Source organism: Phascolarctobacterium faecium DSM 14760 (genome assembly GCF_003269275.1).
Lineage (GTDB): Bacteria > Bacillota > Negativicutes > Acidaminococcales > Acidaminococcaceae > Phascolarctobacterium > Phascolarctobacterium faecium.
Map to the genome: position 1 here is coordinate 42,043 of NZ_QLTS01000001.1, position 24,478 is coordinate 66,520.

At 46.4% G+C, this 24,478-nt stretch carries 16 protein-coding genes and 1 riboswitch; of the genes, 14 read left to right on the forward strand and 2 right to left on the reverse strand.

The genetic code is table 11. The annotated features are described in order from the left end of the window. Positions 1-17: 17 nt before the first annotated feature. A complete protein-coding gene (locus tag C8D73_RS00215) occupies positions 18-3,791 on the forward strand; it encodes a phosphoribosylformylglycinamidine synthase (protein WP_113076949.1) in 3,774 nt (1,257 codons plus the stop codon). Positions 3,792-3,842: 51 nt separating this feature from the next. Here the strand turns inward: C8D73_RS00215 and C8D73_RS00220 are convergent, their stop codons facing one another. Further along, positions 3,843-4,091, reverse strand: coding sequence for an Arc family DNA-binding protein (locus C8D73_RS00220; RefSeq protein WP_021718537.1), 249 nt, complete (start codon positions 4,089-4,091; stop codon positions 3,843-3,845). A gap of 165 nt (positions 4,092-4,256) precedes the next feature. Between C8D73_RS00220 and C8D73_RS00225 the strand changes: the two genes are divergently transcribed. The 7 genes from C8D73_RS00225 to C8D73_RS00255 all read left to right on the forward strand — a co-directional run bounded on the left by C8D73_RS00225 (position 4,257) and on the right by C8D73_RS00255 (position 16,600). Beyond that, entirely contained in the window at positions 4,257-7,181 is a 2,925-nt protein-coding gene (locus C8D73_RS00225; RefSeq protein ID WP_113076950.1) for an insulinase family protein, read from the forward strand. Positions 7,182-7,290: 109 nt separating this feature from the next. After that, on the forward strand, positions 7,291-8,313 hold the full coding sequence (locus C8D73_RS00230) for an aldo/keto reductase (protein WP_113076951.1): 1,023 nt from the start codon (positions 7,291-7,293) through the stop codon (positions 8,311-8,313). 183 nt (positions 8,314-8,496) lie between these two features. Continuing rightward, entirely contained in the window at positions 8,497-10,584 is a 2,088-nt protein-coding gene (locus C8D73_RS00235; protein ID WP_113076952.1) for a polyribonucleotide nucleotidyltransferase, read from the forward strand. Positions 10,585-10,644: 60 nt separating this feature from the next. After that, on the forward strand, positions 10,645-11,097 hold the full coding sequence (locus tag C8D73_RS00240) for a dCTP deaminase/dUTPase family protein (protein WP_113076953.1): 453 nt from the start codon (positions 10,645-10,647) through the stop codon (positions 11,095-11,097). Between the two features lie 407 nt (positions 11,098-11,504). Continuing rightward, a complete protein-coding gene (locus tag C8D73_RS00245) occupies positions 11,505-11,894 on the forward strand; it encodes a helix-turn-helix domain-containing protein (protein ID WP_113076954.1) in 390 nt (129 codons plus the stop codon). A gap of 163 nt (positions 11,895-12,057) precedes the next feature. Then, positions 12,058-12,720, forward strand: a complete 663-nt coding sequence (locus C8D73_RS00250) for a glycosyltransferase family 8 protein (protein WP_113076955.1) — start codon at positions 12,058-12,060, stop codon at positions 12,718-12,720. A 100-nt stretch (positions 12,721-12,820) separates the two neighbouring features. Further along, positions 12,821-16,600, forward strand: coding sequence for an autotransporter outer membrane beta-barrel domain-containing protein (locus tag C8D73_RS00255; RefSeq protein WP_170123139.1), 3,780 nt, complete (start codon positions 12,821-12,823; stop codon positions 16,598-16,600). 109 nt (positions 16,601-16,709) lie between these two features. On the opposite strand, the gene C8D73_RS00260 is transcribed toward C8D73_RS00255, so the two are convergent. Continuing rightward, the gene (locus C8D73_RS00260) at positions 16,710-18,044 is read right to left on the reverse strand and encodes an MATE family efflux transporter (RefSeq protein ID WP_113076957.1); all 1,335 of its coding nucleotides are present in this window, start codon (positions 18,042-18,044) and stop codon (positions 16,710-16,712) included. Positions 18,045-18,320: 276 nt separating this feature from the next. Beyond that, positions 18,321-18,483, forward strand: a riboswitch (Lysine riboswitch). Between the two features lie 88 nt (positions 18,484-18,571). Here C8D73_RS00260 and dapB point away from each other — a divergent pair. From dapB to C8D73_RS00290, 6 genes are all read left to right on the forward strand, one after another. Continuing rightward, the gene (dapB, locus tag C8D73_RS00265; RefSeq protein ID WP_113076958.1) at positions 18,572-19,354 is read left to right on the forward strand and encodes a 4-hydroxy-tetrahydrodipicolinate reductase; all 783 of its coding nucleotides are present in this window, start codon (positions 18,572-18,574) and stop codon (positions 19,352-19,354) included. A 23-nt stretch (positions 19,355-19,377) separates the two neighbouring features. Further along, positions 19,378-20,409, forward strand: coding sequence for an aspartate-semialdehyde dehydrogenase (locus C8D73_RS00270; RefSeq protein WP_113076959.1), 1,032 nt, complete (start codon positions 19,378-19,380; stop codon positions 20,407-20,409). Between the two features lie 21 nt (positions 20,410-20,430). Continuing rightward, a complete protein-coding gene (dapG, locus tag C8D73_RS00275) occupies positions 20,431-21,648 on the forward strand; it encodes an aspartate kinase (RefSeq protein ID WP_113076960.1) in 1,218 nt (405 codons plus the stop codon). A gap of 14 nt (positions 21,649-21,662) precedes the next feature. Next, positions 21,663-22,559 (forward strand): 4-hydroxy-tetrahydrodipicolinate synthase, encoded by an 897-nt coding sequence (gene dapA, locus C8D73_RS00280; protein ID WP_113076961.1) that lies wholly within the window; start codon positions 21,663-21,665, stop codon positions 22,557-22,559. Next, positions 22,559-22,960, forward strand: a complete 402-nt coding sequence (locus C8D73_RS00285) for a CGGC domain-containing protein (RefSeq protein ID WP_021718521.1) — start codon at positions 22,559-22,561, stop codon at positions 22,958-22,960. Before dapA ends, C8D73_RS00285 begins: the two co-directional genes overlap by 1 nt. Positions 22,961-23,181: 221 nt before the next feature. Further along, on the forward strand, positions 23,182-24,474 hold the full coding sequence (locus C8D73_RS00290; protein ID WP_113076962.1) for an SH3 domain-containing protein: 1,293 nt from the start codon (positions 23,182-23,184) through the stop codon (positions 24,472-24,474). Positions 24,475-24,478 lie beyond the last annotated feature (4 nt).

The window sequence follows — 24,478 nt, forward strand, 5'->3', positions numbered from 1 at the left end:
TTTTGGAGGCTGAGTTTATGAGTACAATCAGACGTATTTTTGTGGAAAAGAAAGATGCTTTTGCTGTTGAAGCACATGGATTATTATCCGATCTGCGCAATAACTTAGGCATGAAAAATCTGACAGGCATCAGAATCTTAAATCGTTATGACGTGATGGGCGTCAGTGATGAAGAATTTGCTGCTGCAAGAAAAATAGTGTTGTCGGAACCTCCGGTAGATATTGTTACTGACGAAATTTTTGAAGTGCCTGCAGGCTGCTGTGCTTTTGCCGTGGAATATCTTCCCGGACAATATGACCAAAGGGAGGATTTTGCCGAACAGGCTATTCAGCTGATTACGCAAAAAGAACGTCCGATGGTAGCTTCTGCTAAAATTTATATTTTAGAAGGAAATTTGACCGAAGCAGAACTCGCTAAAATCAAAAGCTACTGTATAAATCCTGTTGAAGCCAGGGAAGCAGAGTGGGAGAAACCTGCCACTTTGATCGCAACCTGTGAAGAACCTGCCAGGATCAAGTCGGTTGCCGGTTTTTTGACCAAGAACAGCGATGAAATGGAAGCGCTGCGCCAGGAAATGGGTCTGGCAATGAGCTTGGAAGATATGATGTGGTGTCAGAAATATTTTAATGAAGAACACCGTGAACCTACTATTACCGAAATAAAAGTACTTGATACTTATTGGTCCGATCACTGCCGTCATACGACTTTTATGACGCAGATAGAAGATGTTGAAATTGAAGCTGGCGAGTATAATAAACCTATTCAAGCGGCTTTCGATAAGTATATGGCTACCCGTGATGCTGTTTACGGAGAGGATACCGAGCGCCCGGTAACATTGATGGATATCGCTGTTATCGGTATGAAAAAACTGCGTTCGGAAGGTAAACTTGACGATTTGGACGTTTCTGAAGAGATCAATGCCTGCTCGATCGTTGTTCCGGTAGAAATAGACGGTAAAACAGAAGAATGGCTAGTTATGTTTAAAAATGAAACGCATAATCATCCTACGGAAATTGAGCCATTTGGTGGCGCAGCTACCTGTTTGGGAGGTGCGATCCGCGATCCGCTTTCAGGACGTTCCTATGTTTATCAGGCTATGCGCGTTACCGGTTCTGCTGATCCGCGCGTACCGATCGAAGCAACTCTGCCAGGTAAATTACCTCAAAGAAAAATAACTGTCGGTGCTGCTGCCGGTTACAGTTCTTATGGTAATCAGATAGGTCTGGCAACCGGTCATGTACAGGAATATTATCATGATAAGTTTGTTGCTAAACGAATGGAAATCGGCGCTGTTATTGGCGCTGCTCCGCGTGATACTGTACGTCGTGAACGTCCGTCTGCAGGCGATCTGATCGTATTACTGGGCGGCCGTACCGGACGTGATGGCTGTGGCGGCGCAACCGGTTCGTCTAAAGAACATACTGTAGATTCGCTGCTTTCCTGTGGTGCTGAGGTCCAGAAAGGTAATCCTCCTACAGAACGTAAAATCCAGCGTTTGTTCCGTAACCCTGCTGTTACGGCGATGATTAAGCGCTGTAATGACTTCGGTGCAGGCGGCGTTTCCGTTGCTATTGGTGAACTGACTGACGGTCTGGTCGTAAATCTTGATAAAGTTCCTAAAAAATATGAAGGGCTTGACGGTACGGAACTGGCGATTTCTGAATCGCAGGAACGTATGGCCGTCGTAATTGAAGCCAAAGATCTTGATGATTTTATTAAACATGCTGATAAAGAAAACCTGGAAGCCACAGTTGTAGCTGAGGTTTCTGATAACCCACGTCTGGTTATGTACTGGCGCGGAGAAAAAATCGTTGATTTGGCACGGGCATTCCTCGATACCAATGGTGTAGCGCAGCATACTAATATCACAGTTAAAGCTGCTGAAGGCGAAAATGCTTTTGATAAAGTACCTGAATGTGTTAATAAAGCTGCTTCTCTGGAACAAGCCTGGCTGGGAAATTTAAACCGTTTAAATGTCTGCAGTCAGAAAGGACTTTCCGAACGTTTTGACAGCACTATTGGCCGCGGCACGGTATTGATGCCATTCGGCGGAAAAACACAATTTACGCCGAGCGAAGGTATGGTTTGCCGATTGCCGGTGCTCAATGGCACGACTACTGCCGCTTCTGTCATGGCCTGCGGCTATCATCCTGATGTTGCATGCTGGAGCCCGTTCCACGGCGCAATGTATGCAGTAGTTGAGTCTGTTGTGCGTGCAGTATGCCTGGGTGCTGACCCTGATAAACTGCGTCTGACTTTGCAGGAATATTTCCCCAAGCTTAATAATACTGAAGTTTGGGGACAGCCGTTCAGCGCTCTTTTAGGTGCTTTTACAGCTTTAGACGCGCTTGATTTGCCGGCTATTGGCGGTAAAGACAGTATGTCTGGTACTTTTATGGATAAAACAGTGCCGCCGACACTTGTTTCTTTTGCTGTTGATGTTATCGATGGAGAAAAAGCTGTTTCTGCAGAATTTAAAGCAGCTGGTCATAAAGTGGTATTCTTGTCCTGTCCGCGCGATAATGCTGAAGTTTTGGATTTTGCAGCGCTGCGTAAAAATATGCGTGCTGTACATAAAGCGGTTCTGGCAGGTAAGGTGCTTGCCGCTGCTGCTGTAAAAGAAGGCGGTATTGCCGCTGCCGTTACTACTATGTGCCTTGGCAATCAGCTGGGTTTTGAATTCATTAAACCGTTCCAGGATACTGAGCGTTTATTTACGCTGCAGCCTGGTGGTATGGTGCTGGAAATGGCAGACGGAACCAGTATCGAAGAATTGTTTGACGGTCTGGACTGTATGCTTCTGGGTCATCTGACAGCAGAACAGTTTATCTCCATCAACGATAGCGCTATCAGGCTTGACGCGGCTCAGGAAGAATATCTGGAACCGCTGCAGGAAATTTTCCCCTATAAAATCGAAGAAAAAGCTCAAGGTGAATTAAATCAGCCGTTATATAGAGCTGATTTGCCGCTGACAGCTCCTGTGACCTTAGCAAAACCGCGGGTCTTTATTCCGGTATTCCCGGGACAAAACTGCGAATATGACAGTGCCAGAGCTTTTGAAGAAGCCGGTGCGGTTGCAGACGTATTTATCATTCGAAATCTTACTGCCCAGGCTATTGATGAGTCAGTAGAAAAGATGGTCAGCATGATCAAAAATTCTCAGATCGTTATGCTGCCAGGCGGGTTCAGTGCCGGTGACGAGCCGGACGGCAGCGGTAAGTTTATCGCTACCATGTTCCGTAATCCCAGGATCAAAGAAGCGGTAACTGAATTTCTGAATGAACGTGACGGCTTAATGCTTGGCATCTGCAATGGTTTCCAGGCACTGGTAAAATTAGGTTTGCTGCCTTATGGCGAAATCAGAGATCTGGAAACAGAATCTCCGACACTGACCTTTAATAATATTGGCCGTCATGTATCGCAGATCGTCGACACCCGTATCGTTTCCAATAAATCTCCATGGCTGAGCGAAGTAGAACCCGGTGATATCCATGCGGTAGCAGTATCTCATGGTGAAGGCCGTTTCTATGCGCCTGAATCTGTTATCAAAGAGCTGTTCAAAAACGGACAGGTCGCAACGCAGTATGTAGACCCACAGGGAGTTCCTACTATGGAAATGCCCTATAACCCCAATGGTTCGCTGTATGCAATCGAAGGCATTACCAGTCCCGACGGACGCGTTTTCGGTAAAATGTGCCACAGTGAACGCTTTGTAGATGGTCTGTATCGCAATATTACCGGCAATAAAAATCAGAAAATCTTTGTTTCCGGTGTCAACTACTTTAAATAATAAAATGAAAACGCGCACCTGCAATGCAGATGCGCGTTTTAGTTTGTGGACTTACAATTTAAAAAGCATATCCATCGGGCGGTCTTTAACAGGCTCGATTTTAGCTTTTTTTTCAGGGTGGTCGATCAGATCCAGTTCTTCAGTACGTATTTTACCGCATTTATTTTCAAAATCGTCGATGATCCACTTCAAAATCTGTTCAATCTCTTTGTTGACAGAACGGCCGTTGTGATCAGCAATTACTTTTAATTTTTTCATAATCAGGGGATGAATACGCAGAGTAAAACGAGTTTGGTCCATAATTGCTCCTCCTAAAAATATGACATCAAAGAAACGTCAATCTAACGTCGCTAAGTTTATTATAAAGAAAATATTTTATTTTGACAAGTTGTCACAAAGATTTTTTAGTTGGTGTGGACGATTTGTGATAAAATAATGACAAATGTTAAATATTCGGAGGCAAAAATGAAATTAGACGTAAATAAACAATACAGCGGCTTTGTGATCAGGCAGGCTGCTTATATCGACGAGATTCAGTCAGAAGCATATGTGATGGAGCACACTTACAGCGGTGCCAGACTTTTATATTTAGGTAACAATGATGATAATAAGGTTTTTTCGATCAGCTTCAGGACGCCACCGTATGATGATACAGGTGTGGCGCATATTTTAGAGCATTCAGTGTTGTGCGGTTCGCGCAAGTATCGCTTAAAAGAGCCATTTGTAGAACTGGTTAAAGGTTCAATGAATACTTTTCTGAACGCAATGACTTATCCTGATAAGACTATGTATCCGGTTGCCAGCCGCAACGCCAAAGATTTTCAAAATCTGATGGATGTTTATCTGGACGCTGTTTTTTATCCGCTGATTTATGAAAATCCCTATACCCTGCGCCAGGAGGGCTGGCATTATAATATTGAGGCACCGACGGACGCTTTGAGCTATAACGGGGTCGTCTATAATGAAATGAAGGGCGTATTTTCTTCTGCTGATGCTTTGCTTGACTATGAGGCAATGAAGGCATTGTTCCCCGACACGCCGTACAGCTTTGAATCCGGCGGCCATCCGGATGCTATCCCAGAATTGACTCAGGAAGCTTTCGAGCATTTCCATACCACTTATTACAGCCCTGAAAATTCATTTATTTATCTGTATGGCGATATGGATATCGAAACAACACTGCAGTATCTGAACGACGAATATTTGAGCGGCTTTAAACGCACCGGCGCAGTGAACTCGGAAATACCTCTGCAGAATGCTTTTGCCAGAACGCAGGAAGTTCTTGGCACTTATCCGGTTGGAGCTGACGAAGCTACCGAAGATAAAACTTATCACGAACTGCATATAGTTACTGGTGATGCACGTGATGTTAAAACCTCGATGGCATTAAGAGTATTGGAAAGTGTTCTGCTGGAAGGCAATTCGGCACCGCTGCGTCTGGCGTTGCTGCAATCCGGTGTTGCCAAAGACATCAGCGGCTCTTATGCCGGAAGCTACCGCCAGCCGATCTTTTCGATTAAAGCCGCCGGTTCCAAACCGGAACAGCGCGATAAATTTATCAGTATTATTTATCACACGCTGCAGCAGCTGACGATCAATGGCATCGATAAAGAGCTGTTAGAGGCACATCTCAATTATCTGGAATTTAAGCTGCGGGAAGCTGATTTCGGCGCTTATCCCAAAGGCTTGATTTATGGTATCAGCGTGATGGATTCCTGGCTGTATGACGGAGATCCTTTAGCAGGTCTGCGCTATACTGAGGCTTTACAGCAGCTGCGCGAAGGTATCAAAACACGTTATTATGAGCAGCTGATTGAAAATTATCTGCTGGACAATACCCATAAGGTTATAGTGACTCTGAATCCTGAGCAGGGGAAAGAGGAACGGGAGCAGGAAGTACTGGCAGAAAAAATGGCTGCGCTCAAAGCGTCGATGGATACTGAAACTATTGCCCAAAATATCGAACTGTGCAGCGAACTGCACAAACGCCAGGCTGCAGCTGATACTGCCGAGGCGCTGGAAACGATCCCGCTGTTGGAACGCAGCGATATCAGACGTGAAGTAGAAGTTACAGAAACTGTTTTGAAACAGCTGGGAACAAACGATATCTTATATGTACCGGCTTTTACCAATAAAATAGCTTATCTGAACTGGTATTTTGATCTGACAGGTATTGATAAAGACCTGTTGCCTTACTGTTATCTGCTCAGTGATGTGCTTGGAAAATTTAATACCGACAAGTATACCTATCAGGAGCTGGCCACGGCCTCTAACAAATATACCGGCGGTGTTTCTTTCCAGATGCATGCTTACTCAGCTGCCGACGACGCTAACGATTATACGATCAAGTTCACCGTTCAGGCTAAAGCGCTGACGGCTAATCTGGATAAATTGTTCGACATTCTGCAGGCAGTTGCGCTTGGCAGTAAAATAGACGACGCCAAACGACTGCAGGAAATTTTAGACGAAGTAAAAACAGATTGGGACAGCAGCTTCTTTTCTCGGGGGCAGATTGTAGCCTGTACCCGTCTGGCTTCATATTTTTCAACGGCAGCCCGAGTCAATGAACAGGATCAATTCAGCTATTACGAATTTTTAAAAGAGCTGTCAGCCGACTTTGCTGGCAGGGCAGAGGATACCTTAGCCAAATTAAGGCAGCTGTTGGGTATTTTCTTTGAAAGCAGCAAATATCTTCTGGCTTATTCCTGTGAAGAAAGCGAACGGATGCTGGTTTTAGAGCAGGCTCTGAATTTTGCAGCTTTACTGCCGCAGTCAGCTGTTGCCGGTAAAACACCGCAGTTTTTAGAGGCGCCGGGAGAAAATGAAGGGATCATGACACCCGGCAAGGTACAATATGTTGCTGCCGGCGGTGATTTTCACAAATTTGGCTATCAGTTCCACGGCGCAATGAAGGTACTGGAAACTATCCTGCGTTACGAATATCTGTGGACTAAAATCAGGGTACAGGGCGGCGCTTACGGTGCGACGGCGCGTTTTGACCGTAACGGGACCATGTTTTTTGCTTCCTACCGTGATCCGAAGTTGAAAGAATCGCTGCAGGCATATTATGATATGCCGTCCTGGCTCGAAAAACTGGAGCTCTCGGAACGTGAGCTGACAAAATACATCATCGGCACGATCAGCGGTCTGGATACGCCTCTGACCAACTCCATGCGTTTGGAGCAGGCTGGAGTTTATCATCTAAAACAGGTAGATACGGCAATGCGGCAGCAAATGCGCAGTGAGATCATAGACCTGACGAATGCCGACCTGCAGAAGCTGGCGCCGCTGATCAGGGATACACTAAGCGAGAAGTATTTGTGTGTTGTGGGCAGCAGCCAAAGTATCGAAGCTAATAAAAATATTTTTACTAAAACTCAGCATATTTAAAGCTGGTTCAAAAGTGAAGTCGAACATAGAGCTGCGGCGCTTTGTTCGACTTTTATTTATTTCTATGCTATATTTGTAGTAGAAATCGAGTGAGAAATGGGGCGTTACGATGACTGAAGTTAGCTTGGGCAAAACAGGGATCACTGTCAATAAAAACGGTTTTGGCGCACTGCCGATCCAGAGGATACCGCAGGACGACGCAGTAAAATTGGTGCGCAGGGCGTTTGAACGAGGTATAAATTTTTTTGATACGGCCCGTAGTTATACGGACAGTGAAGCAAAGCTTGGCGTCGCGCTAAAGGGTATCCGCGAGCAGGTATTTATTGCGACTAAAACACCGTCTGTTACAGCAGCAGGATTCTGGAATGACCTGGAAACCAGTCTGCGCCTGCTGCAAACTGATTATATAGATATTTATCAATTTCATAATCCTGCCTTTTGCCCTAAACCGGGTGACGGCAGCGGCTTGTATGAAGCGATGCAGCAGGCCAGGGAACAGGGGAAGATCCGTTTCATCGGCATTACTAACCATCGTTTGGCAGTAGCCGGCGAGGCCATAGAATCTGACTTGTATGCAACGCTGCAGTTTCCTTTCAGTTATCTGACGACTGAGAAGGAACTGGAGCTTGTCCGTGCATGTGCTGCTCACGGCATGGGCTTTATTGCCATGAAGGCACTGGCGGGAGGGCTGATAAATAATTCTGCAGCCGCTTATGCTTATTTGGCGCAATTTGATCATGTACTGCCTATTTGGGGTGTGCAGCGTGAAAATGAACTGGATGAATTTTTGAACTATATCGACTGCCCACCGCTTCTGACAGCAGAGCTGCAGACAGTAATCAATAAAGACCGGCAGGAGCTGATCGGCAGTTTCTGCCGTGGCTGCGGCTATTGTATGCCTTGTCCGGTAGGAATAGAGATCAATTCCTGTGCCAGAATGTCGCTGATGATCAGGAGAGCACCGCAGGCAGCGCAGCTTACTGACAAGGCCCAGGCTATGATGAAAAAGATCGAAGACTGCCTGCACTGCGGTAAATGTAAGGCAAAATGCCCTTATGGCCTGGATACTCCCAGACTGCTGGAAGAAAACTATCAGGATTATCGAGAAATATTAGCGGGAAAGATGATCTGAAGCAAACTGCTTAAAAGCGCAGGCTTAGTGCCTGTGCTTTTTTATATAGTTTTGTCTACAGAAAAAGCAGGGAGTTACAGTAAAGATTTTTTAAGAAAATTTAAAAAAGTAAAAGGAGAAACGCAATTTATGGCGAATACAATCAGGTAACCTAAATTGTGAAAACTTAGAGGAGGCAGAAGAATGCATACTTACAGTATGGAGCTTGGCGGCAGAACGCTTACCATGGAAATCGGTAAGATCGCTAAGCAGGCAAATGGAGCCGTATTGGTTCGTTATGGCGATACCGCAGTAGTTGTTGCGGTAACTGGTACAAAAACACCCAGGGAAGGAGTAGACTTCTTTCCGTTGACTGTAGATTTTGAAGAAAAAATGTACGCTGTCGGTAAAATCCCCGGCGGCTTTATCAAACGTGAAGGTCGTCCCGGCGAGCAGGCCATTTTGACCAGCCGTCTGATCGACCGTCCGATCCGTCCGATGTTCCCTGACGGTTATCATAATGATGTGCAGATAGTAGCTACTGCTGTATCTGTTGACCCTGATAATGCTCCGGATATGCCGGCAATGATCGGCGCTTCCTGCGCTTTATCTATTTCCGATATCCCCTTCGAAGGTCCGATCGCAGGTGTACGCGTTGGTCTTGTCGATGGTGAATTTGTTATCAATCCTACTGTGGAACAGGCTAAGGTCAGCTTGCTGAACTTGGCTGTTGCCGGTACTAAAGACGCTATTTTGATGGTTGAGGCCGGTGCGAAAGAAGTTTCTGAAGAAACAATGCTTGACGCTATCTGGTTTGCCCACGGCGTTATTAAAGAGCTGGTAGCCTTCCAGGAAAAAATCATGGCTGAAGTCGGTAAACCTAAAATGGAAGTTCCTGTTTATGAACCTCCTGCTGAAATCGCTGCCGAGATCGAAGCCTATGGCGCAGATAAACTGAAAGAAGCTTTGATGGATGCTAATAAATTAGAGCGTGAAGAAAACGTTGCTAAGGTAAAAGCTGAAATCGCAGAAGTTTTCATTGAAAAATATCCTGATAATGCAAAAGACGTAGCTTACATCACGCAAAAGCTGGTGAAAAAGATCGTTCGCCGTACTATTTCCGTTGATAAGATCCGTCCTGACGGACGTCAGCTGGATGAAGTACGTCCTGTTACCTGCGAAGTAGGCCTGCTTGCACGTCCGCATGGCAGTGCGCTCTTTACCCGCGGCCAAACTCAGATCCTCAACGTTCTGGCACTCGCTCCGCTGCGTGAAGCACAGATCCTTGACGGTTTGGGAGTAGAAGATACTAAACGTTATATCCATCATTATAATTTCCCTCCGTACAGCGTTGGTGAAACCAAACCCATGCGCAGTCCCGGACGTCGTGAGATCGGTCACGGCGCTTTGGCAGAACGTGCTTTACTGCCGGTCATTCCTTCCGAAGACGAATTCCCGTATGCTATCCGTCTGGTTTCCGAAACTCTGGAATCTAACGGTTCTTCCTCTATGGGCAGCGTCTGCGCCAGCACCCTGTCTTTGATGGATGCAGGCGTGCCTATCAAAGCACCTGTAGCAGGCGTAGCCATGGGTCTGGTCAAGGACGGCGAATATTTCACTATCCTCACCGATATCCAGGGTCTGGAAGATGCCTTGGGCGATATGGACTTTAAAGTTGCCGGTACTGATAAAGGTATCACTGCAATCCAGATGGATATCAAAATCGACGGTATCAATAAAGATATCTTCACCCAGGCTTTGGCACAGGCTAAACGCGGCCGCGATCATATCATGGGTATCATGATGGAATGCATTTCCGAACCGCGCAAAGAGCTGTCTCAATATGCTCCGAAAATCACTACGATCAGCGTAGATCCTGAAAAAATCAGCAAAGTAATCGGCCCCGGCGGCAAAATGATCAAAAAGATCGTTGAAGAAACCGGTGCTAAAATCGATATCGACGACAGCGGTAAGGTTTTCATCGCTGCAGTAAACAGCGAGTCTGCTGCTAAAGCTATTGATATGATCCACGGTATCGTTGCTGATGCTGAAGTTGGCAAGGTTTATACCGGTAAAGTTACCCGCCTTATGAATTTCGGCGCTTTTGTCGAGATCCTGCCGGGTAAAGAGGGTCTGGTCCATATTTCCCAACTTTCTACCGAACGTGTAGGCAAGGTTGAAGATGTGGTTTCTGTTGGCGATGAAATCGTTGTCAAAGTAACCGAGATCGACCAAAAAGGTCGCATCAACCTTTCCCGCAAAGCTGTTTTGGCTAACGGTTTGGAAAAATAAGCAAGAAATTTAAGATCCCGCTGATTCCTTCGGCGGGATTTTTTATAAGCGAGGTGTACTATGAAAGTAAGAGGCTTTGAAAAAATCACTAAATATGCTGCGGTCGAGTTTTCGATGCCGGAGCGTAAAACACAGAAATCTGCAGGCTATGATATCTGTCTGCCGGAAGATATAGAACTGCTGCCAGGAAAATTGCAGCTGGTACCGACTGGTATCAAGGCCTATATGCAGGATGACGAATATTTAGGCGTGCATATCCGTTCCAGCATCGCCGTAAAAAAGCATATTTCTCTTGTTAATAATCAGGGCATCATTGATGCCGACTATTATAATAATGCAGATAACGAGGGCCATATCATGCTGGCGTTGCTTAATATGGGGACTGAACCTGTAGCGCTTGCCAAAAATGAGCGTGTGGCCCAAGGCATCTTTTATAAATATCTTGTAGCAGACGGAGATGCCGATATTGACAAAGCTGTTCGCGGCGGCGGTTTTGGCAGTACCAAGTCCTAATGATTTGATCGCTGTATAATATCTTTAAAAACATAAAAAAACACAGGCTAGCAAGCCTGTGTTTTTTGTTTTCTAAAATCCCCTTTATATATTAAGAGCAGAGAATTATGCTATATCAGCAAAAAATTTAAAATAATTATTTCCGCTTGCTTCGGCTGGCGGTTTTTTTAGGCCTTAAAAAAACGCGCAGACGTCAACAGTTTTAAAGCCGCTGGCGTAATGCGCCGGGCAAGACTCGCAGACGTTTTACACAGGCTCAAAGCAAGTGTCTTGCGGGGGGGTACAAACGTGCTATAATGATTACGGTTATTACTATAACAAATGTTTTTGATATAAAAAAAAAAGTGATGCTTTGGTTTCGATATTTTAAATTAAAATACTAATATTCTCGAAAACTGAGGTGAAGTATGTACGATGAAAGCTGCCTGCCGCGTATCGGCAGTAATATCCGCCTGCTGCGCGGTGCCTGTCAGTTCAACCAGCAGCAGTTTGCCGAACGTATCGGCATCAGTCAGACCCATCTGAGCAATATCGAGCATAACAATGTGCAGGTCAGCCTAAAGCTGCTGGTGCGCAGCGCCAATGTTTTGGACTGCACGCTGGAAACACTGCTGGACAGAAAAGCGGCGGCCGAGTGGGCACAGGCACATGATGCCGAGGCTGACGAACAGGCGGCGGGTGCAAAAAGCAAGCGTTTTCCTGAAACTGCCGCCGCAGAAACTGACGAACAGGAGAAGTACTCGCTGGAGGAAGTGCGCCTGCTGCTGAAGCTGCTGCAGCTGAGTAAGGGCCGCTGAAAGCAGCGGCTGTACTTTTTGCAGCTTGGATAAAAACTCTCAATACCAGCTCCGCAGTAATAACTGCGAGGATATAAACAAGTTTTTCTAAGGGGGCAGCGCGGCAGAACAAAAAGCAGTAAAGACCGAAAAAGACTGAACTGGGAAAGAAAGGAGGCGCAAAGTGGCAGAACAAATACATATCGGTTTTGGGATCGACAAAAACTTCGGCAGATTCGCCGGGATCACCATTACCTCACTGGTGCATAACAACATTCAACATGATTTAAATATCCATATCGTCTATGACGAATTATTGCCGGAGGATATGGACAGATTAAAAAAGACGGAGCAGTTATACCGTAACCTGACACTGCACTTCTACCAGATCACCAGCACCGAGGGGATGACATTTATCGTACCGCCGGGTCATATCACGCAGGCCATGTATTACCGCTATCTGTTTGTCGATCTGCTGCCAAAATCAGTTAAGCGGCTTATCTATCTGGATGCCGACATCATCTGCAAAGACGACATCCTGCCGTTGTGGCATACCGATCTGCAGGGCAGAGTTTTAGGAGCTGTACGTGACTGGGGTGAGGATCGCAGCTGCGGGCGTATCGGTTTGAAGAACGGCCGTTATTTCAATTCCGGCGTGCTTTTAATGGATTTGGTAAAGTGGCGGCAGCAAAAGCTGACGCAGAAGCTGTTCCGATGGCTGGAACAGGTAGGCAACACCAAAATACTCTGGGGCGACCAGGACGCACTCAACGGCGTTATCGATGGCTGGTTTACCGAACTGCCGAAAATTTATAACGGTATTGTCATCAACGCGGCTGCTGTATAAGCAGGGTAAATATGCCGAATCGGCGTCGTATTACGAAGCCTTATTAAAATATTTTTTGAAAGACAAATATGAATGATGAATTTGGGAAGGAAGTATGCAAATGTCTCGTAAAGCAGGTTTAGCCAAGAAAATAGCCCATACCCTGATGGCGATGTCGATCGTCTATTCCAGCGGCATCAATATAGTCGTCAATGAGGTGTATGCCGCAGAAAAAATATTACTAGAAAATGAAGAAATTAAGCACGGCGGTGAGTTTACGAAAAGCGGAACTCCCGGCAATGATTTTAGTGCCAGCGGAGGCATTACTGATGGTGAAGATCTAAGTTATACCGGAGTGATCAAAACGAGCGATCTTTCCGGTCAGCTCATCTCAATTAAAGCGACTGGCGGCAAGGGTGGTGAGGATAATGCCGACGACCCAACAGTAAAGCAGGGGGCTAAAGGCGGCGACGCTATCGCTAAAGTAACGATAGACGGAACTCTGAGCAGCGTCACAACAGGAGATATAGCAGTAAGTGCTTACGCAGGAGCGAATGGCAGCGCTTACCAGGGAACGTCCGGCGTTAGCGGCGCGGCAGCGGCTTACGGGCTCGAGCTTAAGCATGATCTTACTATTACAGCGGCTGATATCACTGTAAAAGCTGGAATGACTTATCATACTCCGGGAATAGGTGGTAGAACGGATATAGCTGGAGACAAACATAGCGAAGCGATGGCAGTAGGCCTTAAGGTGGACAGCGGTACTGTTGATTTTACTGCCGGTAAGATCAAGGTTATCGCTGATAGTGAAGTTTATAATTTAAATGTTGATGTAATCGCGACAGAAAGAACTAAATTGTCTGATGGCGGTGATGCAGCAGCTTATGGTATCCAGGTCAATGGCGGCGAGGTAAGCGCAAAGCTGACCGGAGATATAGTGTTTGATAAGGTTCTCGGTGCAGATGGCAGCGGCACAAGGACAGAGGTCAATACTGGTAAAGGTGTTGACGGAGGCAACGGTGGCAATGCCTATGCTTACGGCGTTGATGTAAACGGCGGGATAGCTCATTTAGATTTGCAAAACATAACCATCGATAACGTAACATACAGTGGTAACTATATAAATGGCGGCGTCGGTGGTATAGGTGCTGGTACCGGTAATTCAGCGGCTGCAGCCGGCAAGACCGGCAATACCGGAAAGATCACTGCATTTGGCGTCAATGCCGAAGGTGGACAGACCGACGGTAACATAAAAACAATAAAAATTGAACTTACGAATAAGAATGGTAATGACAGCAGCGATGTTGTAAACAGGATCAGTGGCAACGGCGGTGCCGGCGGAGCTGTTTATGCAGCCGGTATCAGCAGTACAGGCGGAGCAGTACAGCTGAATGTTGCGGAGGCAATTGACATTAAAGCTACTGCCGGTAACGGTGGCAAGTTAAACTGGCTAGAACTGGAAAGTGAAGGTTTACTGACAGCGACAGGAGCGGTGCAGTCTGCTGCAGGCAAAGGCGGCGAGGCATTGGCCGCCGGCATTGATAACCGGGGCGGCAGCAGTAATGTTACAGCTAAAGATATCAAGATCATGGCCATTGGTGGCAGTGGCGGCACTAGTGCTTATAGACTAGAAAACGTATCAGAGGCTGATGCGGCAATATTAGCTGCCGAAAGGGTAAGCGGCGAAGGCGGCGAGGCGACAGCTATCGGCTTACAAAATACGGACGGCAGCCTGACGGCAGATGTACAGAAGCTGGAAATAACTGCTACCGGTGGTGCTGGCGGCGCGGGATTGAGCACCTATAGTACGATCAGCGGCGCTGGCGCAGACAGTGGAGCTGCGGCCGCTTACGGTATCAATGTTTTAGGCGGATTAGCAGAAAATTTGACAGTGGCTGAAATTACAGTGCAGGCTACCGGTGGTACCAGCCAAAAACCTCGCAGTGGTTTTGTAAATGCTACCGGGGCTGGAGTAACCGGCGGCAAGGGCGGTAAAGGCGGGGCTGCTGCTGCCTATGGCGTCAGTAACAGCGGCGGCAGTGCCGGCGTAACAGTGGCTAAAATTACGATCAGTGCTAACGGCGGCACTGGCGGCGCAGGCGGTGGCGTAGATAAATCAGATGGTTCCTCTTACGTTGCTGCAGGTACAGGCGGTGACGGCGGTGATGGCGGCAGTGCCAATGCTTACGGTGTTTTTGGCAGTGGCAGCAGCCGTACTGTGATCGTTGCAGATAAGATTAGTGCAGAAGCTGTTGCTGGTGCTGGCGGTGCAGGAGCTACTAGTTCTAATGATGGTTATGATAGTGGTGTCGCTACATCAGGCAGTGACGGAGCCGCTGGAAAAGAAGCGAAAGCTTATGGTGTGTATGCCAATCAGGGGGCGGTAATCGATTTGAGTGCGAAAAGCGGCGACACTATCAAGATCGGTGCTAAAGCTGCCGCTGGTAGTGTGACTAACGAAGCCTACGCAGTTTATGCCGATAAAGGTACAGTTCTATTTGGCAGTAATGCCGAGCTGAATACCAGTGACGGAGCTTCAACACCGGATAATAATGTACTGACATCTTTGAACAATGCTACCCTTGGCTTCAGCGGTACCAGTGCCGACAGGAAGGTTACCGGCGGCACCCTGCAGCTGTCAGGCAGTAATGAATTTAGGGTAACGACAGACCTGGCAAATAACAAATCGGACAGATTTAATTTTGCTAAGCTGGCATCTGGCAGCAGTATGGAAGAACAATACATTACTGTTGGTTATGACAAAGCTTTTGACGGCAGCAGTGCTGATAGTATCAGCGGCAGTAATGTTGTAGTTTTGAGTGTTGCTGACCTGAACGGTCAGACACTGGGTAATTTCGTTGGGAAGGAAAGTATAATGGATGACCCGCTTTCTCGTTTTTCGGCAACACCGACTGTAGTAGTTGATGATACAGAGGTTCGGATAAGTAAAATCGATTTGAACAAAGATATTGGACCGTCTGATACGATGATTATCAGTAATGACGCGAGTTTGGCATTGCGCAATGTTTGGCGGATCGAAGGCAACAACGTTATGAAACGTATGGGTGAGCTGCGCAGTGGTACCGAAGCGGGAAAAGGCGGCGTCTGGGCCCGCTACTATCGCGGTGAGCTGAGTGCTGACAGTAATTATGACAGTAGTTTCAGTCAGGATTACACAGGCTTTCAGGGCGGTATAGACAAAGTGCAGGACTACAAAGGCGGTAAGCTTTATACAGGTATCGCCGTCAACCGCATCGACAGCAACGCCGGCTATACGGTAGGCAGCGGTGATCTGAGCAGCACAGGAGTGGGCCTGTATGGCAGCTGGCTGGGCAGCAAGGGACATTATCTGGATGTTATCGCCCGCGGCAGCAAGCTGACTAATGACTTTAAACTGGTCGATTTAAGCGGCAATGCCGCCAAAGCCGATTATGATACCTGGGCTTACGGTATCAGCGCCGAATACGGCTACAGACAGGACCTGAACGCAGGCTGGTTCGTAGAACCGCAGGCCGAACTTAGCCTGGGCCATATTAGTAGAGTTGATTATACAACGTCTAATGGTGTCAGCATCCGGCAGGATGGAGTTAACAGCGCTATTGTACGTTTAGGCTTCTTGGGTGGTAAAGAGTTTAGCATTGGCGGGCGCCCGAGCAATGCCTATGTCAAAGCATCACTGCTGCACGACTTCGGCGGCAACGGCGGTCCAACAGGATATTATGGCATTAAAAGTTTGGCTATGCAGACAGGCGACCTGACTGGGAGCTGGTATGAAATCGGGTTGGGCGCAAATTTGGGCATTACCAAAAACAGCAATTTGTATTTTGATGCGCTGAAAACTTTAAATAGTACGGTTCGTACCGACTGGCAGTTTAACGCCGGGTTGAGATTCACGTTCTAGCAGATTTACAAAATAAAAAGGCTATATAAAACTTTAACAGCATACAGAAAAACAAAAAAACTCTGCCGATGAGGGCAGAGTTTTGCGGACGATTGAGTTTTATTGCTTATTACACCAGCTTTTTGAAGTAGCTGTTGACGAACATCAGATAAAAGACTATCGAAATCGCCATTGTTGCCAGTTCTGCGAAAGGTACAGAGAGCCAGATGCCGTTGATGCCTATCAGTGAAGGCAGGGTAAATAAGGCTGCCAGTACGAATATCAGCGAACGCAGCAGCGAGATGATGCCTGCGATCAGTCCGTTACCTATAGCGGTATAGAAGCCGGCGATAAAGATATTGAAGCCCAGGAAGATAAAGCAGTAGGAGAACATCCTGAAACCGTGTACTGCTAAATCAATGACCTGCTGGTTATCGCCGATGTACCAGGAGATGATGTTGGCGCCGTAAAAACGGGCTAAGGTGAAGACCGCCAGGGAGCCAAAAAGAATGGCTTTTTTACAGTGATCGATGATCTCGCCCAGGCGTTTTTTGTTTTGCGCGCCGTAGGCATAACTGATAACCGGCTGTGCGCCTGTTGCTATACCAAGATAGATGCTGATGAGGAAGTAGAAGATGTTGATGTTGACGGCCATAGCCGCAACGCCATCCTCGCCGGCAAATTTGATAATAGCGATATTAAAGAAAATCGTTACGATACCCGAGGAAAGCTCGGTGAGCATTTCGCCGGCGCCGTTGAAGCTGGACTTGATAAAGTACCATTTGTTCCAGTGGAATTTGGTAAATTTCAGGTTTGTTTCGTAGAGTTTGAAATAAACCAGACCCATCAGCGTGGAGATGGCGATCGAGGTGATCGTAGAAATCGAGGCGCCGAAAACTCCCCAGCCTAAAACAACGATAGTATAATAGTCTAAGACGATGTTGAGGATAAATCCTGTTAAGGACATTACCAGAGAATAGGCAGGTCTGCCGTCCAGACGGATATAATATTCGAGGAACAGCTTGACCGCCAGGATCGGCGTACCTAAAATCATATATTTAAGGTAAGTTTTACAATCTTCAAACAGCAGCGCTGTAGAACCCAGAGAATAAATAATACGGTCCATATTAAAGTAAGCGACGATTGCAAAAATTGCCGTAAATCCCGTCAGAAACCAGAACATTGAGGTGAAGTAGGTATTGGCTAAACTGCGTTTGCCTTCGCCCAGCTTAATGCCGACCAGGGCACAGGAGCCGCAGGTAAACATGACGGCCAGACCCCAGATAAGGTTTGAGTAAGGCAGGACGATATTGATAGCGGCCATGGCGTTAGTTGATACGTATTGTGCCAGGAACCAGCTGTCGATCGCTGAATAGAACGATACCAGAACCATTGTAACTACGGACGGGAAAATATATAAGATGAAGTCCGAGAAACTTTGTTTTACATTTATTTTGCTGTACATTTGGGACACCCTTTCCGAAACTTGCGCAAGTTCCTGTATCTATATCCTACCTTAGCGGTAATATTAAAGCAAATGAGGAATATTGAGGAGATTGAAGGAGATTGGAGGAGCTTTGAGGAGTTTGGGAAAAAATTTGTTTCCCGGATTTTAAATAGTGATAGAGGCCTTAAATCGCCTTTAGTTACAAAAAAAGTAAAAAATGTTATATTTTAAAGAAATTTAACGTTTTTGTTTGACAAGTGTATAGCGCAGAGATATAATAAATCCAACAGAATATTATTAGATAGAGGAGCGGAAAGCAAGAGTACTTCGCGGAGAGGGATCGCTGAAACGAAGGAAAGGGTAACCGCCGAAGTATAACGGCAGCCATGCGGTTATGCTGGGCCGTCGGTAAAAAACCGCCGGACTGTCGCCTTACAGGCGGAGGGCTATCTCAACTATGCAGATTATATTTGTATGTAACAATGCTGTTGACCGTTGAGTATTGCTCTCAACGGTTTTTGATTTTTATAAGGAGTGTGAAATTAATGATTAAGGTTTTAGTTAATGGCGCTTTGGGACGTATGGGCAGCGAGGTCGTGAAAACTGTTCTTGAACAGGAGGATATGGAGCTTGTTGCCGCAGTCGATGCTTTCGGCGCCGATAAAATGATTCCGGTTAAAAACGGTAATCAGATGGCAGTAGCTACTGATCTTAAAGCCAAACTGATGGTAGTAAAGCCTGATGTAGTTGTTGATTTTACCCGTCCTGATGTAGTAATGGCATCACTGCGCACAGTGCTGTCGGCAGGAGTTCGTGCGGTTGTTGGTACAACAGGCTTCAGCGAGGCTGATCTGGCAGAGCTGGATGAGTTGGCTAAAGCTAATAATACAGGTATTCTGATCGCTCCTAATTTTGCTTTGGGGGCAATATTGATGATCAAGCTGGCCTGCGAGGCAGCAAAATATTTTCCTAATGTTGAGATCATTGAACGTCACCATGATAAAAAGCTTGACGCTCCTTCAGGGACTGCGGTTATTACAGCCCAGCAAATCGCCGAGGTGCGTCAGGAAATGCACCAGGGACATCCGGAAGAAAAAGAGTTGCTGGCAGGTGCCCGCGGCGCTGATTATAAAGGTATGAAGATCCACAGCGTGCGTTTACCCGGATATGTTGCTTCTCAGGAGGTCATTTTCGGAAGTCAGGGCGAAACTCTCCGCATCAGCAACGAACCGGTCAACCGTGAATGTTATATGCCCGGTGTGATGCTTGGCTGCCGCAAGATGATGGATAAAGTTGGTTTGACTTATGGCTTGGATAAGCTGTTATAATAAAATTTATGGAGGGGAAGCAGATGAAAAAATATAATGTGGCTATTTTAGGCGCTACCGGAGCGGTAGGAGCCGAGTTTTTGAAACTTATCGAGGAAAGGAACTTTCCGTTTTCCGAATTACGCCTGCTGGCTTCTAAACGCAGCGCCGGTAAAGAAATAGCTTTTATGGGTAAAACCTACACTGTTGAAGAAGCTACTTTCGATTCCTTTAAAGGTATAGATATCGCTTTGTTTGCAGGCGGTTCCATTTCTAAAGATTTCGCTCCGCATGCGGTGAAAGCCGGCGCGGTGGTCATTGATAATTCCAGTGCTTTTCGTATGGACCCTGAGGTACCGTTGGTAGTGCCGGAGGTCAATCCGCAGGCTATTTTGAAGCATAAAGGTATTATCGCCAACCCAAACTGTTCTACTATTATTATGGTTATGGCTTTAAAACCTATTTATGACCTGGCAAAAATAAAGCGTGTCATCGTGTCTACTTATCAGGCTGTTTCCGGTGCCGGCAAAGAAGGTATCGACGAGCTTGACGCTCAGGTGCGGGATCATAGTGAGGGCAGGGAAATGACTGCGAATATCCTTCCTTCCGCCAGCGCTGAGAAGCATTATCCTATTGCTTTTAATCTGATTCCTCAAATAGATGTTTTCTGCGATAATCTTTATACTAAGGAAGAAATGAAGATGGTCAATGAAACGAAAAAAATTATGGAGGATTATGAAATGCGGATCACTGCTACTACGATCCGCGTACCTGTTTACCGCAGTCATTCCGAGTCTGTAAATATCGAGCTGGAAAAAGAAGTCGATCTGGGGGCTATGCGCGAAGCGCTGGCAAAATTCCCGGGAGTTACTGTTCAGGATGATCCTTCTAAGCAGGAATATCCGATGCCGTTATATACTTCCGAAAAAGACGATGTTTATGTAGGACGTCTGCGCAGGGACGAATCATGTGAGAAGTCTTATAATATATGGGTCGTCGGCGATCAGATCCGTAAAGGCGCTGCGCTGAATACTTTACAGATCGCCGAAACGATGATCAAAAACGGCTGGATCTAAGATAGGAGAGCGACACAGTTCATGAAAATTTTAGTGCAAAAGTTCGGCGGTACTTCCGTTGCTTCACAGGAAGCGCGCATCGCTGTTAAGGATAAGGTGCAGAAAGCCGTACGCAGCGGTTTTGCTCCGGTTGTAGTTGTTTCTGCGATGGGACGCAAAGGAGAACCTTACGCTACCGATACCCTGATCAAGGTACTGAAGGAAACGAATCTTTCAGTCAACGTGCGCGAACTGGATATGATGATGTGCTGCGGCGAGATCATGGCAGCCTGCGTTATGGCAGCGACGCTGCAGAAATTCGGGATCAATGCTATGGCGCTTACGGGCGGTCAGGCCGGGATTATTACGGATTCTCAGTTTGGTGCGGCACGGATCAAAAATATCAATGTCAGCAATTTGCATCATTTATTGGAATCAGGCGTTATTCCTATTGTCTGCGGGTTTCAGGGCATGACGGAAAATAACGGCAAGTTTACTACTTTGGGCCGCGGCGGCAGTGATACTACGGCTGCTGCAATAGGCGCCGCTTTGCATGCTGAATGTGTCGAGATTTATACTGATGTCGAAGGCATTATGACAGCGGATCCGCGTTTGGTAAAAGAGGCTTCGATATTGAAGCAGATCTCCTACGGCGAAGTTTGTCAAATGGCGCATCAGGGCGCAAAGGTTATCCATCCGCGCGCAGTAGAGATCGCAATGAAGAAAAATATACCGCTGATCGTAAAATCTACGTTCAGCGATGCTCCCGGCACACTCATTACAAATGATTGTGCAGAAACGGAAGAGGATACTTCTATCAATGAGCGCAGGCTGGCCAGCGGTGTAACTCATCTGACCGATCTGGCTCAGTTCCGGGTTGCGCTCAATCCTGAGGATATCGCCAGCGGCCGCAAGCTGTTTGAGGATCTGGCTGATGCCGGTATCAGCGTCGGCTGTTTGAATTTATCCGAGAGCAATGCTATGTTTGCGGTTTTTGCCGATGATGTGGAACATACAAATAAAGTTTTAAATGGTACAGATTTTGAATATACTTTAACCGAGGATTGTGCCAAGGTTTCGGTTGTCGGTTCGGCGATGCGCGGCGTACCCGGTGTTATGGCTAATTTTGTTGCAGCGCTTACCGGCTGCAAAATAAGCATCCTGCAGACTGTGGATTCTGATACGACTATCTCCGCGATAATCAAACAGGAACATCTGATCGATGCTGTGAAGGCGCTTCATAAAGCGTTTAAATTATAAGCGAGGTGTAAGTAATGAAAAATCCTTATTTTGGCAGACTTTTGACCGCTATGGTCACTCCTTTTAATGCTGATGGCAGCGTCAATTATGAAAAGGCGGCTGATCTGGCTGAATGGCTTATCAATAATGGCTCTGACGGCTTGGTCGTAGCAGGCTCTACCGGCGAGGCTGCTACTATGAGTGCGGAGGAAAAACTGGAATTGTTCCGCGTAGTTGTTAATCGTATCAATAAACGCGTGCCTGTTATTGCTGGTACAGGTTCTAATAACACTGCTGATTCTGTCAAAATGACGAAAATGGCCGAGGCAATGGGTGTCGATGGCGCTTTGATAGTTGGTCCGTATTACAACAAGCCGACACAGGAAGGGTTTTACCAGCATTTTGCAGCTGTAGCGCAAAGTACAGGATTGCCTATCATTGTTTATAATGTTCCGGGACGTACAGCTTCCAATATCTCTCCGGCAATAGTAGCACGTCTGGCTGCTGATTTTGAGAATATTGTTGCGATCAAAGAAGCTGCAGGCAATGTTGCTCAGGTTGCCGAGCTTTATTCGGTTCTTCCGGAAGAGTTTACGATCTACAGCGGTGACGACGGACTGATTCTTCCGTTTATGTCTGTCGGCGCGACCGGGCTTATTTCTGTGCTCAGCAATATTGGCGGCGGTATCTTGCAGGACGTTATGCAGGCTTATGAAGACGGCCGCGTACGCGAAGCTGCAAAATTGAATGCCAGAATGGTGCCGTTGGCAAACGCTATGTTTATCGAAACCAATCCTATCCCGGTAAAAGCTGCGGTAACGCTCGTTACTGGCATTGATGCAGGTCAGCCGCGTCTGCCGCTGACCCCGATGGAACCGGCAAATAAAGCAAAAATGGTCGCCGTTCTCCAAGAATACGGCCTTGTAAAATAATGGCGAAATTAGTAGTGATAATTCAGTGTGACATCGTGCAGAAAAAATGCGTTGGTTATGCCTGCATGAAATCGTTTTATGAGCGCAGCGGCAGATTTACCGGTTATGATGCCGATACCAAATATATGACGATTACCTGCGGCGGCTGCTGTGGTGCTGGTGTAGCCGGAAAAATCGAAGATTTGAACCGTAAACTTAAACGCTGGGGTGATGATCGCAGGGATGTTGTGGTACATTTAGCATCGTGCGTCGTATCAGACAATTATCACCGTCCGCCTTGTCCACATAGAGACTACATCAAGACAATCGTAGAACGTAAAGGTTACCCTGTTATTTTTGGTTCGTATATTTCCAAAACTGCAGAGAAAAAACGTCAGGACGGCATTTACGAAGCTTTTTAATGCTTGCTGCTACCGTAGTTTTATTATAAAACTACGGTAGTTTTTCTGTGTTTGGGGCAGGATTTTTACCCTCGGTACAGAATTTAATAATTATCGAATTAAATAAGACGCTTAAAGCTGTCAGATTCAGCAAACAGGCTGAGGCCGCGGAGAATGCCGGCAAATATACCGGTCTTGTCGGCAATAATATTTGTGAAGATTGGTTTAGGAGGTAGTTTTTTGTGATTAAAAAAATTTTATTTTTGTGTATGATGCTGATGATATTGCTGATGCCTAAAGGACCTGTGGAGGCAGCAGGTATTACTGCTTATGAAAAATTTATCAGCCCGGCCTACTGGACGGAACATAATGCCGACGGTGATAAAGTAGTGCTAAATGCGGCGGGCGTAGAGGCTTTCAATAAAAAGATCATTGCCGCATCGCCGACAGTTTATGATATGGCCGCTTATCCTAAAACCCTGAGCGGTAAAACGGTAGCAACTTATGTCAATACGCATACAGATTTGAGTGATGAACTGTACCGGGAAGGTAAGCTCGTCAGTGATAATTATAAAAATATTCTGCGTTCGCAAACTAATGCGGCGGCAATACCGGCTGAGGTCACTGTGCGTTATGGCGTTACTGTAAGGCGTGCTAATCTGCGTAATCTGCCGACAGGTGAAGGTTTGTTTTTTTATGCCGGTGACCGTAATTTTGATGCTTTGCAGGAAACCGCTTTGGATCCGGGCGAGGCTGTCGCTATTTTGCATACCAGTACTAACGGTTATTTTTATTATGTGCAAGCGTATAATTACCGTGGCTGGCTGTCTAAATTTGATGTTGCCGAAACTGACCGCAGTATCTGGTTGCGTTATGCGGAGCCTAAGAATTTTCTGACCGTAGTTGCTAAGGATTACACATTAAAGGCGGACGGAGCTCAGGTTTTATTTCAGCAGGGCGCTCGTTTGCAGCTGGCTGATAAAAAAGCATCTGCTTATACGGTGAAGGTTCCTGTCAGGACTAAAGAGGGCAAGCTGCAGGAAGAGAAGGTAGTTTTGGCTGCCAATGCTTCGCTGCACGAAGGTTATCTGCCTTATACGACTAATAATATTATCCGCAGCGCTTTTAAATTTTACGATTCTGTATATGGTTGGGGCGGACTGCAGCAAAGCGTCGATTGTTCCAGTTTTATCAGTAATGCTTACCGTACAGTAGGTATTTTTCTGCCGCGCAATGCTGACGAGCAGGAAACAAGCGCTGGTATTCATAAAAAAATGGGCAATATGAGCAGTGCTCAGCGTGCCAATGTCATAAAAGGTTTAACTCCTGGTTCTACACTGCATATGGACGGACACGTGATGTTGTATCTCGGTTCCTCCAACGAGATTCCCTATGCTATTCATTCTCTGGGCAGCCATTATACGGGCGGTACGCGTCATAGTGTAATGAAGGTCGTTGTCAGTGATTTGAATCTGCAGAAATCAAATGGCAACACCTATTTGGATGAGTTGACTACCTGTGTAACTTTCAGATAAAAAT

Coding starts and splice junctions, on each gene's coding strand:
- C8D73_RS00215 (WP_113076949.1), top strand. CDS start 18: ATGAGTACAATCAGACGTATTTTTGTGGAAAAGAAAGATGCTTTTGCT.
- C8D73_RS00220 (WP_021718537.1), bottom strand. CDS start 4,091: ATGGACCAAACTCGTTTTACTCTGCGTATTCATCCCCTGATTATGAAA.
- C8D73_RS00225 (WP_113076950.1), top strand. CDS start 4,257: ATGAAATTAGACGTAAATAAACAATACAGCGGCTTTGTGATCAGGCAG.
- C8D73_RS00230 (WP_113076951.1), top strand. CDS start 7,291: ATGACTGAAGTTAGCTTGGGCAAAACAGGGATCACTGTCAATAAAAAC.
- C8D73_RS00235 (WP_113076952.1), top strand. CDS start 8,497: ATGCATACTTACAGTATGGAGCTTGGCGGCAGAACGCTTACCATGGAA.
- C8D73_RS00240 (WP_113076953.1), top strand. CDS start 10,645: ATGAAAGTAAGAGGCTTTGAAAAAATCACTAAATATGCTGCGGTCGAG.
- C8D73_RS00245 (WP_113076954.1), top strand. CDS start 11,505: ATGTACGATGAAAGCTGCCTGCCGCGTATCGGCAGTAATATCCGCCTG.
- C8D73_RS00255 (WP_170123139.1), top strand. CDS start 12,821: ATGTCTCGTAAAGCAGGTTTAGCCAAGAAAATAGCCCATACCCTGATG.
- C8D73_RS00260 (WP_113076957.1), bottom strand. CDS start 18,044: ATGTACAGCAAAATAAATGTAAAACAAAGTTTCTCGGACTTCATCTTA.
- dapB (WP_113076958.1), top strand. CDS start 18,572: ATGATTAAGGTTTTAGTTAATGGCGCTTTGGGACGTATGGGCAGCGAG.
- C8D73_RS00270 (WP_113076959.1), top strand. CDS start 19,378: ATGAAAAAATATAATGTGGCTATTTTAGGCGCTACCGGAGCGGTAGGA.
- dapG (WP_113076960.1), top strand. CDS start 20,431: ATGAAAATTTTAGTGCAAAAGTTCGGCGGTACTTCCGTTGCTTCACAG.
- dapA (WP_113076961.1), top strand. CDS start 21,663: ATGAAAAATCCTTATTTTGGCAGACTTTTGACCGCTATGGTCACTCCT.
- C8D73_RS00285 (WP_021718521.1), top strand. CDS start 22,559: ATGGCGAAATTAGTAGTGATAATTCAGTGTGACATCGTGCAGAAAAAA.